This is a genomic window from Trinickia sp. (assembly GCF_051961175.1).
Lineage (GTDB): Bacteria > Pseudomonadota > Gammaproteobacteria > Burkholderiales > Burkholderiaceae > Trinickia.
In genome coordinates this window covers 1-13,321 of the sequence record NZ_JBQCDN010000474.1, presented here as the reverse complement: position 1 = coordinate 13,321, position 13,321 = coordinate 1, and the positions used below count along the sequence as shown (strand labels likewise).

The 13,321-nt window shown below is 60.2% G+C and carries 14 protein-coding genes and 1 pseudogene; 12 read left to right on the top strand and 3 right to left on the bottom strand.

All coding sequences use genetic code 11. From position 1 onward, the window contains the following. On the top strand, positions 1–401 hold a 401-nt coding region (locus ACTHL0_RS27025), incomplete at its 5' end, for a hypothetical protein (protein WP_440570200.1). 259 nt (positions 402–660) lie between these two features. On the opposite strand, the pseudogene ACTHL0_RS27020 reads toward ACTHL0_RS27025, so the two are convergent. Further along, positions 661–1,025: pseudogene (locus ACTHL0_RS27020) on the bottom strand (GGDEF domain-containing protein); the annotation flags it as partial. Positions 1,026–1,166: 141 nt separating this feature from the next. Between ACTHL0_RS27020 and ACTHL0_RS27015 the strand changes: the two are divergent. The 6 genes from ACTHL0_RS27015 to ACTHL0_RS26990 all read left to right on the top strand — a co-directional run bounded on the left by ACTHL0_RS27015 (position 1,167) and on the right by ACTHL0_RS26990 (position 4,280). Then, entirely contained in the window at positions 1,167–2,162 is a 996-nt protein-coding gene (locus ACTHL0_RS27015) for a hypothetical protein (RefSeq protein ID WP_440570199.1), read from the top strand. 3 nt (positions 2,163–2,165) lie between these two features. After that, positions 2,166–2,507 (top strand): hypothetical protein, encoded by a 342-nt coding sequence (locus ACTHL0_RS27010; RefSeq protein ID WP_440570198.1) that lies wholly within the window; start codon positions 2,166–2,168, stop codon positions 2,505–2,507. Between the two features lie 49 nt (positions 2,508–2,556). Next, positions 2,557–2,841, top strand: a complete 285-nt coding sequence (locus ACTHL0_RS27005) for a UPF0175 family protein (protein ID WP_440570197.1) — start codon at positions 2,557–2,559, stop codon at positions 2,839–2,841. 69 nt (positions 2,842–2,910) lie between these two features. Beyond that, positions 2,911–3,390, top strand: a complete 480-nt coding sequence (locus ACTHL0_RS27000) for a hypothetical protein (protein WP_440570196.1) — start codon at positions 2,911–2,913, stop codon at positions 3,388–3,390. Positions 3,391–3,460: 70 nt separating this feature from the next. Beyond that, positions 3,461–3,751: a toxin-antitoxin system YwqK family antitoxin gene (locus ACTHL0_RS26995; RefSeq protein ID WP_440570195.1), complete on the top strand. Its 291-nt coding sequence runs from the start codon at positions 3,461–3,463 to the stop codon at positions 3,749–3,751. A 178-nt stretch (positions 3,752–3,929) separates the two neighbouring features. Continuing rightward, complete coding sequence (locus tag ACTHL0_RS26990; RefSeq protein ID WP_440570193.1) at positions 3,930–4,280, top strand: hypothetical protein; 351 nt, start codon at positions 3,930–3,932, stop codon at positions 4,278–4,280. On the opposite strand, the gene ACTHL0_RS26985 is transcribed toward ACTHL0_RS26990, so the two are convergent. Continuing rightward, the gene (locus tag ACTHL0_RS26985; protein WP_440570192.1) at positions 4,258–4,695 is read right to left on the bottom strand and encodes a hypothetical protein; all 438 of its coding nucleotides are present in this window, start codon (positions 4,693–4,695) and stop codon (positions 4,258–4,260) included. The two genes, ACTHL0_RS26990 and ACTHL0_RS26985, sit on opposite strands and share 23 nt — an antisense overlap. Before the next feature lie 93 nt (positions 4,696–4,788). After that, positions 4,789–5,493, bottom strand: a complete 705-nt coding sequence (locus ACTHL0_RS26980; protein WP_440570191.1) for a TetR family transcriptional regulator C-terminal domain-containing protein — start codon at positions 5,491–5,493, stop codon at positions 4,789–4,791. A 282-nt stretch (positions 5,494–5,775) separates the two neighbouring features. Between ACTHL0_RS26980 and ACTHL0_RS26975 the strand changes: the two genes are divergently transcribed. The 5 genes from ACTHL0_RS26975 (at position 5,776) to hydA (ending at position 12,998) form a co-directional block, all read left to right on the top strand. Next, complete coding sequence (locus ACTHL0_RS26975; RefSeq protein ID WP_440570190.1) at positions 5,776–7,053, top strand: Zn-dependent hydrolase; 1,278 nt, start codon at positions 5,776–5,778, stop codon at positions 7,051–7,053. Between the two features lie 129 nt (positions 7,054–7,182). Then, positions 7,183–8,532 carry an NAD(P)-dependent oxidoreductase gene (locus ACTHL0_RS26970; RefSeq protein WP_440570189.1) on the top strand — a complete coding sequence of 450 codons (1,350 nt, stop codon included), beginning with the start codon at positions 7,183–7,185 and terminating at the stop codon, positions 8,530–8,532. 49 nt (positions 8,533–8,581) lie between these two features. Beyond that, positions 8,582–9,925, top strand: a complete 1,344-nt coding sequence (gene preA, locus ACTHL0_RS26965; RefSeq protein WP_440570188.1) for an NAD-dependent dihydropyrimidine dehydrogenase subunit PreA — start codon at positions 8,582–8,584, stop codon at positions 9,923–9,925. A gap of 68 nt (positions 9,926–9,993) precedes the next feature. After that, on the top strand, positions 9,994–11,505 hold the full coding sequence (locus ACTHL0_RS26960; RefSeq protein ID WP_440570187.1) for an NCS1 family nucleobase:cation symporter-1: 1,512 nt from the start codon (positions 9,994–9,996) through the stop codon (positions 11,503–11,505). 41 nt (positions 11,506–11,546) lie between these two features. Beyond that, entirely contained in the window at positions 11,547–12,998 is a 1,452-nt protein-coding gene (gene hydA, locus ACTHL0_RS26955; RefSeq protein WP_440570186.1) for a dihydropyrimidinase, read from the top strand. The last annotated feature ends 323 nt before the right edge of the window (positions 12,999–13,321 follow it).

The window sequence follows — 13,321 nt, the reverse complement described above, 5'->3', positions numbered from 1 at the left end:
ATGGATCTGCTTTCCCCGACCCATTCCATGGGAAGATAAACAAATCGGGCTTCGGAAACCCTGCTGCCCTGGATATAGAAGGTATTGTGCCAACATTGGTGCAGTTGGGTGATCGGCAGAGAAAAATGCAGGCGAAAGTCGATGCCGACGAGCATTTGAGATACGCTCGATGGCTTTACTATTTATTTTTCTCTATTGTTGTTGGTGGAAAGATCGCTGGTTCGACGGTAAAGCTGGGAAGGCTCGACAAAAGAGAGATTGTGGAAAGTCGACGAAGTTTTTATTTCATTCGTCGAGTTTCCTTCATCTTGCTTCGCTGTGTGCGGATTCAGCTGTGGACGGTGAAGTGGATTGTCCTGCGAGGCTGGAGGCTTCTTGGACGGAATTCTTCCCGCGAATAGATTTAGTATGCACCCACATGCCAGGTGGGGCGTCCGATCATACCTGAGTAGCTTCCGATATGGGCTGTTCAGGTTTTGCCGTCATGGGGCGATGGAGGCTGTTAACAACGCTAACCACTCTCCCAACACCCGCCATGCCCCGAAGCGTTCTTCTCGCCAGTGAAGGCTCGCGAGCAATTCTCCAATGGCAGGCAGCAAAGCCGGCATCGGGCCACTGGCGCTAACGCAAGTGGTTCATTGACGCTGCCGCGTCGCGCTTCTATCTAACCGCGATGCGATTGCGGCCTGATTGTTTTGCCCGATACAACGCACGGTCTGCGCGCTTGATCAACGCATCGACGTCGACCTCGGCCGCGGCACGTGTGGCCACGCCGATGCTCACGGTGAACGGAATCGGCCTAAGACGCCACACATGCTAAAGTCCTGTCGTTCGAAGCGCTGCCGTAACTTATCCGCGACCCTATGCGCGAGATTTGCATCAGCGCCGGGCAGGGCCGCGATAAACGCCTCGCCGTCCCAGCGGGCGAACAGGCTATGCCCATCCGTCATTGACATGCCGACCTTTGCGAGCACGCGCAAAACGTCATTGCCGGCATCGTGCCCATGTTGATCGTTGATCTCCTTACTGTGATATCGCGGATGACGGTCCGCTACAGGTAGGATATCGTGCCCTCGATCAGACAAACCCACCCCCTCGGGGCAGACCAGCGAGCGTATGCCTTGAACTCAGTGACATGGACCGGCGCGCCGATCGTCGACGCCTGTATGGTCGACGCGGACTACGGGCATCTGCTCGTATTGACAGAGAATGCAACCCTGCGAGGCGTCGACCTCGAATCAGGCGCTAGCATTGATCTATGCTCGGTAGCCTTGCCGGCGCTCAGCAATCCGGGTCATCGTATTGGCATTGCCCACTATCGATTGCATGCGTCCGCAGATGGCAAACATGCCGCCATCGTGGTAGACCGCGGCACGGAAGGCGTGGTCGTGGAGGTGTCGACCGGCAGGCCCACGATGCGTCTAGCTGGCGGGGATTACCACGCAGAAACTGTTCCTTTCAGCGCTTGCTTTCTCCGCTTCCAAGGCCGGGATGTACTCGTTCACCGCACGCAGTGGAATCGCCTTGATGTATCCGACCCGGCCTCCGGAGCGATGCTGACCGAACGCGACGCCGAGGCGGAGCCGGAGCGCCACTTAGACTATTTTCATGGCCAGCTGCTGCCGAGCCCGGATGGGAGCCGCCTGCTTGATGACGGATGGGTATGGCATCCCGTCGGCATACCGCGCGCGTGGTCGGTCTCCGACTGGTTGTCTACGAATGCATGGGAAAGCGAGGATGGTCCTTCCGCTGTCAATCTTACGATGCGTGAGGATTGGAATATTCCCGCATGCTGGATCGGCAATCAGCATGTTGCGCTATGGGGGCTGGCCAATTGGGATGAAGACGTATCCGAAGAGACCGAGGATGGCCCGGGCGTGCGCATTCTGAATGTGACGCAGAACAAGCAAACAGCCGAGCGGCGGTTGAGGATGGATCTGGACGCTACACGCGTCATCGATCTCTATAGTCATGGCGACCATCTGTATGTCACGGCGAGCAATGGGACGACCGTCTGGAACATCACGTCCGGCATGCGGATCGCGGAGTATCCCGACTTTGTCGCCCGGCTGCATCACACGATGCGCGGTTCGCTTATCGCAATCCGGCCCGAGGCGATCCTTGAGTTTCCGATGCCGCACCTCGCGCGACCGCAGCCCTGATCCATGGACAAGAGAGAAGTGCTCCTGCCGGTGGAGCTGATTGGGGAGATAGCCGGAATCGTTCACAAGGAAGGCTATACCGCTTTGATGAGGGCGTTCCCTGCCGGGGGCGTACCGCTCCCCGTCTATCTGAGCGAAGATGAGGCGGCGGATCTGATAGCGCTCGCTGTCATCGAGGTGAAAAAAGCTCGGCTCAGATTTCCTTACTACGACGATGAACATCCGGAGTACGATCGGCGGCATGAAACGGAATTCGATGAGGTGAAAATGGGACTCTACGAAAAGACGATTTATTACGTCGAGTCAGCTTTCGAGACTGGACGCTTTGATCATTTGTTGAAGTGACGGTTTATCCAGTCGCTGTCAAAAAATTGAAGGACGAAGGAGGCGCGAGATGAAGCGGCCGCCAGCTGATTCGCCGGAAGCGTTGGCAACGGGTTCACGGATCCGCGTTTGCCTGGACGATTCATTGATGAAGATGATGGGGATCGACGAGAAGGAGGCGGCGGAGCTGCTTGCCATGGCCTTGTACAAGTACAAGGGGATTCATGGTTCGTTGGCTGGCAAACTGATTGGGAAGACGGAATTCGAGTTTCACGCTTTGCTGTCTTCGCGCGGTGTCACCGTGAACTATGATGTTGACGATCTTGTGGACGACATCAAGAAAAATGACCTTTGAAGAATTTCCGGAGCCGCGGATCCGCCTGAAGCGACATATAGGCTCAAAGGAACACGAATAGTGCACGCCATGAGCCAACGCCTTTTCTACTGCAAATCCTGGTTCCGAGCCAAGAAGAAGCCAACCGAAATTTGGACCGAACAGCGGGCCAGGGCGGCGCATGTTGCGAGGACGCTCTACACTGCTGTCGTCGTCGGCTCGAATGAAGACCCAAGATGCTTTTTGGAGGTCAACGATAAATTCGTAGGTGTCGGTTTCTTAGACGACAGACTCCGTGAGTCTTTGTACTACGCTTTCAAGGAAGTCGAGCCGGGCCGCCTGTTCTTGAGCATGGCGACATACCGCGAGTTCCAAAGCGATTCGGATGTAGTGACTTCCGGAACGACGTACATCTTCGCGCAAACCGGTACGGTTCAGATTCAGAAGCAATCGTTCAACCCGGATCGCATGGAAGCCACCAGTTCGACGATCGATGTGTCGTTGAACTACGAGCAGCGGCCAGAGTTCGGCGAGTACGATCGCCTGACCAGGATCGAGCGGGGAATATAGCGGCGGTTGTCGAGGGACACCAGGACACCCTGGACTTACCGCACCCGATTGCCCGCCGAGGACATTACGAATGACTGATCTTGCGATAGCAGAAGTTTTTTACGAGAGCGGTGCGCTGCGATATCGCTATGCCAGATATCAGGCGCCGGACGGAAGCCGATGGATTAGACATGGTTTGTTTGTCGCGTACCACGAGAACGGTGCGGTCGCATCTGAAGGCGGCTACGAACATGGTGTGGAGCATGGGCCGTGGAAAGACTTTCACCCAAATGGACAGCTTGCGGCGCTTGGCTGTTATGACCGTGGAACCGAGGTCGACCCGTGGCAGTACTGGGACGCGGAGGGGCAGCCGGAAACGTAGCGTCCGATTCGCGTGTGCTGCAATTCGGGTTTCCGACAGCGCATAGAAAAGCGGGGCGCCGACGTGCCGCAAGAACAACAGGGGGACGTGTATGGGGTGGGGACGGTTTTACGCGGTGAATGAGCGCGCAAGTGAAGTGTTGGCCACATGCCGAACAAAAGCTGACTGGTATGGGGCGATGAGCGCGCTCGATATCGATAACGCGCCACAACTCGACGCCGAGGACTCGATACGCTTCTGGGCATCGAAGCTCGATGCCATCGCTCACCCCGCAGCGAGGTTCTTCATCGGCGATTTGCATGCTGAGGGCAACGGGGCTGACGATCCGAACGTCTGCTTTGTCAGTCGGGAGTCGACGAGCGCGTTCCTTTCGCTGCTGGAGCCACTCGGCGAACAATTCTTCATCAGCCTTTTCCCACATGTTGGCCCCTACGGTATCGGGCATGCCTGGCTTTACGAGCCGCTCTGTGTTTTTCTGCGGGAAGCCTGCCGGAGGGGCAACGCTGTCATGATTCTTTGGGAAAACTAGCGATGCCCGGTTCACCCAATGGAGGCAACGCGTCCAGGCCAACGGGCAGGCCCGTTCCGCCGCGAAGTTTGGTCATCGCCCACTTGTTGGGATCGTTCCACTCGAAGTCGAAGTGATAGTCGAGCCTGGCGTTCGCGCGAAACAAACCGACGCAAAATTTCCGCCCGTTGTTGGCTAACGATTCCCGCAGTTGCGGTGCGATATCGATGATCCCGGCAATGAGCGCCCGGTGCTCCATGACGTCGATGAGGGTGACGCCATTTGCATCGACGTAGGATACGCGGGCCCCGCGCTGCGAGTCCGACGGGGTATCAATGCGCACATAGACTTCGTGCCACGCCGGAAACGTGGTACGCATATAGTCGACGACATGCTTGGCGAGTTCAACTATCAGTGCGGTTGCTTGATCGTTCATGGACTTGCCTTCCATTGCCAACGTTGTCGTTCAGTCACACTTCCCGGGCCAGTTCGCCATGTTAAGTCATCGCGGGTAGTGCGCTCTGGGCCATCAGCCCTTCGCCGCGGGTGACTTCGCCCCGCATGCGCGAATCACGAGCTGCACGACCTGTTCCGTCGTCTCATCGAAGGCCCGTTGCGACAATGCGCGTTTCCCGCCCAGTGCGCGTATCTGCGCGTCGAAATCCGCGTAGTGCTGCGTCGTCGCCCAGATCATGTAGAGCAGCGCTTTCGCATCGACGTCCGCGAGTAACCCGCGTGCAATCCAGTCGTCGATGACGGTCACACGCGTTTCAAGCCACGGCTTCACGCGTTTTTCGAGAATGTCGGCCATATGCGCCGCGCCGTGGATGATTTCGTTCGCCCATACCTTCGAACCGAGCGGCCGGCGCCGCGACAGCGCCATCTTCGCGCGCACATACCCGCCGATCGCGGCGACCGGATCGTCGGTGCCTTCAAACGTATTGGCCGCGCGATGCCAGTCTTCGAACAGATCTTCAAGCACGCGGCGATAGAGTGGCAGCTTTGTGGGGAAGTAGTAGTGGACGTTGGCTTTCGGCACACCGGCGCGTTCGGCAATCATCGCCGTGCTCGCCCCTTCGAACCCCCGTTCTGCGAAAACCGCTTCGGCACACGCGAGGAGATGCGCCTCGGCGCTCTCGCGAATGTGAGCTTTGCGCCGCCGCAAAGGCCGGTTCGCCTCGTCATGCTGGATCCCGCCCACGGCCGCTTCTTCCACTGGCTTGTCGTCTCTCATCGTTCGCCTTGCGCGGCGAGGGTGCCGCGTCGGGCTTCATTCTAGCCGCTCGCTCAAAGTCCGACGGAGAAGCTTTGCATGGTCGCGCGACGCGCACAAGCCCCGACGATGCATCGCAATGGCATGCTTCTCGCTCCCCGTCATATGTGTAACAGGCCACAGAAAGTCATTGATTTGAATATTTTAATCAGCTACAACCTGTCCAGTCGGACAGGATTCGTGTCGTGCATTGGACTCCGGGTTTACCGGGATAAGGCGTGTTGATCCAAAGGAGCAAGACGAATGAATGCGGTATCCGAAGCGTTGAAACAAGGACTCGATACGTCAATCACCGTCAACGGCAAGCGCCTGTGGGACTCGCTGATGACGATGGCGAAAATCGGCGCGACGCAAAAGGGCGGCGTCTGCCGTCTCGCGCTCACCGATCTCGACAAGCAGGGGCGCGACCTGATCGTCAGTTGGGCACAGGACGCCGGCTGCACGGTGACCGTCGACCAGATGGGCAATGTCTTCATGCGGCGCGCGGGCAGGAACCCCAAGGCGTTGCCCGTGGTCACGGGCTCGCATGCGGATTCGCAGCCGACGGGCGGCCGCTTCGACGGCATCTACGGTGTATTGGGCGGCCTCGAAGTCATCCGCAGTCTTAACGACCGCAACATCGAGACTGAGCACCCTGTCGAAGTCGTCATCTGGACCAACGAGGAAGGCTCGCGTTTTGCGCCCGCGATGGTGGCATCAGGCGTCTTCGCGGGCGTGTTCACACTCGAATATGGGCTCTCGCGCAAGGATGTCGACGGCAAGACGATCGGCGAAGAACTGAAGCGCATCGGCTACGCGGGCGATCTGCCATGTGGCGGCCGTTCATTGCATGCGGCGTTCGAATTGCACATCGAACAGGGGCCGATCCTCGAAGCCGAGAACAAGACGATCGGTGTGGTCACCGACGCACAGGGGCAACGCTGGTATGAAATCACCCTGACGGGGCAGGAAGCGCACGCAGGCCCCACGCCGATGCCGCGCCGCAAGGATGCGCTGCTCGGCGCGGCTCGCGTCGTCGATCTCGTCAACCGCATCGGCCTCGATCACGCACCGCTGGCCTGTGCGACGGTGGGCATGATGCAGGTCCATCCGAACTCGCGCAACGTCATTCCAGGCCGCGTGTTCTTCACGGTCGACTTCCGCCATCCTGACGATGCCGTGCTGGCGAAAATGGATGCCGCGTTGAGAGAGAACGTTGCGAAAATTGCGAGCGGTATCGGGCTCGAAACGCAGCTCGAACAGATCTTTTACTACGCACCCGTCAAATTCGATTCGGCCTGCGTGAAGTCCGTTCGCGCTGCGGCCGAGCGCTTCGGCTATCCGCATCGTGACATGGTATCGGGCGCGGGTCATGACGCCTGCTATCTCTCTCAGGTCGCACCGACATCGATGGTGTTCGTGCCGTGCGTGGACGGCATCAGTCACAACGAAATCGAAGACGCGACGCCCGAATGGATCGAGGCGGGCGCGAATGTGCTGCTGCACGCGATGCTCGAGCGCGCGTGCGAACCGGCATCGTAAGGCTCCGCACTTGAACGCGCTTTAACGCTTTATCGAAAACCGCTTTATCGAAAACAATACGCCGTCCCGGCTTCGTTCGCGCGAAGCGGGTGGGCAGGGCTATGTCCTCACTTTGACGAAGGAATGCGTATGGCCATCAAGCAAACGGGCGACATCGCGGCGCACCGCCTGTCGCCCGAGCAGCTTTCGTGCGAATTCGCCGATATCGCGCCGCTGCTGGACCCAACGGCCGCCGCGGCGGCTGCGAGCCGCTGTCATTACTGCTACGACGCGCCCTGCGTGCAGGCGTGCCCGACGCAAATCGACATTCCCGGCTTCATTCGCAAGATCGGCCACGGCAATCTGAAGGGCGCCGCGACGGACATTCTTTCCGCCAATCCGTTGGGCGGCATGTGCGCGCGTGTCTGTCCGACCGAGATTCTTTGCGAGGGCGCGTGCGTGCGTAATCACCAGGACTCGAAGCCCGTGGCGATCGGTGCGCTGCAGCGTCACGCGACGGATTGGGCGATGGCGCACGATGCCGTGCACTGGACGCGCGCGCCCGACTCCGGACGGCACGTGGCCGTCGTCGGCGCGGGCCCGGCGGGGCTCGCCTGTGCGCATCGTCTCGCGATGGCCGGGCATCGCGTGACGATCTACGATGCGCACGACAAAGGCGGTGGACTGAACGAGTACGGCATCGCCGCATACAAGACCGTCGACGATTTCGCGCAACGCGAAGTGCAATGGTTATTGTCAGTAGGCGGAATCGAACTGAAAACGGGCGTTGCCCTGGGCCGCGATGTCACGCTCGACGCACTGCGTCAACAGTACGACGCCGTATTTCTTTCCATCGGTCTGGCCGGTGTGCGTGCGCTCGAACTCGAAGGCGATGCATTGAGCGGCGTCATGAACGCTGTCGATTTCATCGAGCAGGTTCGAGAGGCGAAGGACCTCACGACGGTACCGGTCGGCCGACGGGTGATCGTCATCGGCGGCGGGAATACGGCTGTCGATGCCGCCGTGCAAAGCCACAAACTCGGCGCCACGAGTGTGACGATGGTGTACCGGCGCGGCGTCGAATCGATGAGCGCAACCTGGGCCGAGCAGGAATTCGCCAAGACGCAAGGGGTGACGTTGATCACGCACACGAAGCCCGTGCGATTGCTGGGCAGCGACGGCATGGTTACGGCGGTCGAGTTCGAACGCAACAGCGACGATGGGAGCACGGAGCGCTTCACACTCGAAGCGGATATGGTCCACCTCGCGATTGGGCAGACGCTGGTCGCGATCGGCCTTGATCATGCACTGTTGACGCTCGACGGAAGCCGTATTGCGGTGGACGCGGACATGCGCACGTCGCTCGACAAGGTATGGGCGGGCGGCGATTGCGCGGCGTCAGGCGGGATGGATTTGACGGTGCAAGCGGTGCAGGACGGCAAGCTCGCCGCGGCATCGATCGACGCGGCATTCGCGCTCGCCGCAGTCAAGGCGGCATGAAGCGCGGACCCCCTCAGCCTGGACAAACCCCATCCTCACGGAGCCGAACATGGCCGATCTACGCTGCACGATCGCAGGCATCACATCGCCGAATCCTTTCTGGCTCGCGTCGGCACCGCCGACCGACAAAGCCTATAACGTGAACCGTGCATTCGAAGCGGGTTGGGGCGGCGTGGTTTGGAAGACGCTCGGTCTCGATCCGCATGTCGTCAACGTCAGCTCGCGTTACGGCGCGGTGCAATGGAACGGCCAGCGCATCGCGGGGCTGAACAATATCGAGCTGATCACCGACCGGCCGCTCGATGTCAATCTGCGCGAGATTGCCGAGGTCAAGCGCAACTGGCCCGATCGTGCGCTGATCGTTTCGTTGATGGTGCCCTGCAACGAGCGCGACTGGAAATGGATTCTGCCGCTCGTCGAAGATACGGGCGCCGATGCCGTCGAATTGAACTTCGGTTGTCCGCATGGCATGAGCGAACGGGGCATGGGTGCGGCGGTCGGTCAGGTCCCGGAATACGTGGAGATGGTCACACGCTGGGTCAAGGAGGGCACGAAGCTGCCGTGCCTCGTCAAGCTCACGCCGAATATCAGCGATATTCGCATGGGCTCGCGCGCCGCCTACCAGGGCGGGGCGGACGGCGTATCGTTGATCAATACGATCAACTCGATCGTCGCCGTGGACCTCGATCAGATGGCGCCGATGCCGACCGTCGACGGCAAGGGGACGCACGGCGGCTACTGCGGGCCCGCCGTGAAACCGATCGCGCTGAACATGGTGGCCGAGATCGCACGCGATCCGGAAACGCCGGGCCTGCCGATCTCGGGCATCGGCGGCATTTCGTCATGGCGCGATGCCGCTGAGTTCATGGTGCTGGGCGCCGGCAGTGTGCAAGTGTGCACCGCTGCGATGCATTACGGTTTCCGTATCGTCTCCGATCTCGCGGACGGTCTGTCGAACTGGATGGACGAAAAGGGCTACGCGACGCTCGACGATATACGCGGCCGGGCGGTGCCGAACGTGACGGACTGGAAATACCTGAATTTGAAGTACGACATCAAGGCTCGCATCGATCAGGACAAATGCATTCAATGCGGCCTGTGTCACATCGCCTGCGAAGACACGTCGCATCAGGCGATCACACGTGAGAAGGACGGCAAGCGTTATTTCGAGGTGATCGACTCGGAGTGCGTCGGGTGCAATCTTTGCATGCATGTGTGCCCGGTCGAGCAATGCATCACGATGGAGCGCGTCGACAACGCCGAGTACGCGAACTGGACCACGCATCCGAATAATCCGACGCGTACCGAGGCGGATCAGCCGAACACCGCCGCCACCGCCACCGCAACTGCAGCTGCAACGTCAACTGCGCCGCACTCGGCCAAGGCGGCCTGAAAAAACACACAGAAATACACCGCAGCAAAGATCCTCACACGCAAAAGCGATCAAGTGGAGAGTTATCGATGAAGCACGCAGCGCAATCCGCCGACGCGTTTGACGCGGCCGGCGCGCATGGCAGCACGCTCTATAACGACGATCTCGCGCCGACCGGCCCGGCGCAGCGTACGTGGAAGTGGTATCACTTCGCGGCGCTATGGGTTGGCATGGTGATGAACATCGCGTCGTATATGCTCGCGGCCGGGTTGACGCAAGAGGGGATGTCGCCATGGCAGGCCGTATTGACGGTGTTGCTCGGCAACGTGATCGTGCTTGTGCCGATGCTGATGATCGGACATGCGGGCGCGAAGCACGGCATTCCCTACGCGGTACTTGTGCGCTCGTCGTTCGGCACCCAAGGCGCCAAGTTGCCGGCCATGTTGCGCGCGATCGTCGCGTGCGGCTGGTACGGGATTCAGACGTGGCTCGGCGGCAGCGCGATCTATACGCTGCTCAACATCCTGACGGGCAATGCGTTGCAGGGTGCGGCGCTGCCGTTTCTCGACATCTCGATCGGCCAGCTGGCGTGCTTTCTTGCGTTTTGGGCATTGCAGATCTACTTCATCGTGCACGGCACCGATTCAATCCGCTGGCTCGAAAGCTGGTCCGCGCCGATCAAAGTCGTGATGTGCATCGCACTCGTCTGGTGGGCCACATCGAAAGCGGGCGGGGTCGGCTCGATGCTTGCCGCGCCGTCGCAGTTCGCGCCGGGCGGGAAGAAGGAAGGATTGTTCTGGCTCACGTTCTGGCCGGGGCTCACGGCAATGGTGGGGTTCTGGGCGACGCTTGCGTTGAACATCCCCGACTTCACGCGCTTCGCGAAGACACAGCGCGACCAGATCGTCGGGCAGTCGATCGGCTTGCCCGTGCCGATGGCCTTGCTATCGGTGATCTCGGTTGTCGTGACATCGGCGACGGTCGTCATCTACGGCAAAGCGATCTGGGATCCGATCGACCTGACGAGCCGCATGACGGGCATCGGCGTCGGCATTGCGCTGATCATCCTCACGCTCGATACGATGTGCTGCAACCTCGCGGCGAATCTGGTTGGTCCCGCCTATGACTTTTCGAGCCTTTGGCCGAAGGGCATTTCGTATCGCGCAGGTGGGCTGATGACCGCGACGATTGCGATCGTGATGATGCCGTGGAAGATCCTCGCCACCACGCAGGGCTACATCTTTACGTGGCTCGTCGGCTATTCGGCGCTGCTCGGACCGGTCGCGGGCATCCTGATGGTCGACTACTTCTTTATTCGTGGCACGCGGCTCGACACGCGCGAACTGTTCGACGAAGCCGGCGAATACCGTTACACCGGCGGCTGGAATATAGCAGCCGTCGTCGCGCTTGTGATCGGCGTGCTGCCGAATCTGCCGGGATTTTTGCATACCGCGTTTCCCGCCGCATTTCCGTCCGTCCCCGCGTTCTTCAATACGCTCTATACCTATGCCTGGTTCGTGGGACTGGCGCTGGCATCGATGGTATACGGCACGTGGATGAAGCTGCGCCGCAGTCCCGGCCCGAGCATGGCGAGCGCGTGAATTGAGTGATTCCGTTTCGGCATTTGATGGAGGAGAAACACATGACAACCCTGATTCGCGGCGGAACGGTAATCGATTCGGACCGTATGTATCGAGCCGATGTGTTGATGGCGGACCCGCAGGCGGGCGGTACGATTCTGCAGATCGAGCGCACGATCGATCCACCCGCGGGGGCGGACATTGTGGACGCGCACGACCAGTACGTGATGCCGGGCGGCATTGACCCGCATACGCATATGGAATTGCCGTTCATGGGCACGACGGCAAGCGACGATTTCTATACGGGCACGGCGGCGGGGCTGTCGGGCGGCACGACGAGCATCATCGATTTCGTGATTCCGAGTCCGAAGCAGCCGCTGATGGACGCGTTCGGTCAGTGGCGCGGCTGGGCGGAAAAAGCATCGGCCGATTACGGGTTTCATGTGGCCGTGACCTGGTGGGATGACTCTGTCTATCGCGACATGGGCACGCTCGTGCATGAGCATGGTGTATCGAGCTTCAAGCACTTCATGGCCTACAAGAACGCGATCATGGCCGACGATGAAGTGCTCGTGAATAGCTTCTCCCGATCGCTCGAGCTCGGCGCGCTGCCGACCGTCCACGCCGAGAATGGCGAGCTCGTGTTTCAACTCCAGAAGCAGCTTTTAGCCAAGGGTTTCCGCGGGCCGGAGGCGCATCCGCTCTCGCGTCCGCCGGAGGTGGAAGGCGAGGCGGCGAATCGCGCGATTCGCATTGCGCAGGTGCTGGGAGTGCCTGTGTATATCGTGCATGTGTCGGCGAAAGAGGCCGTCGAAGCGATTTCACGCGCACGCAACGAAGGCCAGCGGGTGTTCGGCGAAGTACTGCCGGGGCATCTGGTGATCGACGAAAGCGTGTATCGCGATCCCGATTGGACGCGCGCGGCCGCACACGTGATGAGCCCGCCGTTTCGCACGGCCGAGCATCGGGAAGCCCTTTGGCGGGGCTTGCAATCTGGCCAGCTGCATACGACGGCGACCGACCATTGCGTGTTCTGCGCGTCGCAAAAAGCGATGGGCAGGGAGGACTTTACTCGGATTCCGAATGGCTGCGGCGGGGTTGAGGATCGGATGTCGGTGTTATGGCACGAGGGTGTGAATCATGGGCGCATCACGCCGAACGAGTTTGTCCGCATTACGTCGACCAACGCTGCGCAGATCTTCAATCTGTATCCGCGTAAGGGGGCGGTGCAGGTGGGTGCCGATGCCGATCTGGTGATCTGGGATCCTGCGGCGACGAAGACGATCTCGGTAAAGACGCATCATCAGAAAGTCGACTTCAATGTCTTTGAAGGGATGACCGTGCGGGGCGTTGCGGTGCATACGTTCAGTCGCGGTGCACACGCGTGGGCCGACGGCGATTTGCGGGCCCAGCGCGGGGCGGGGCAGTATTTGAAGCGTCCGCCGAATGCCGCGTACTATGACGCGGTGCGCGTGGCCAACCGGCTCAAGGAGCCGCGACCGGTTGAGCGTTAGATGTTTTGTCGGCAAGGCGCGCTCTCACGTAATTCATGAGCAGGCGCGCCCGCAGCGGCTGATAGCGCCGGGGCGGAGATGAGTTGTTGACGCGATAACGGGCATGAGTGTCGACGCTTGTCGTCCGCCCGTCGCGATTTGAGCGCGTCAGTGTGTCGCCTTTCGTCAGCCAGGCGAATCGCAGGTAAGCATCGCTTGGCGATATCGTCCACGCGGCGAATCTTTGCGTGCGTTTTCAGATAAGCCGGCGAAGCGACGACCGTCCTCTCGAAAGCCGCCACCTGCCTCGCCACGACATCCTGCGGCCAGTCGCCGCCGATCCG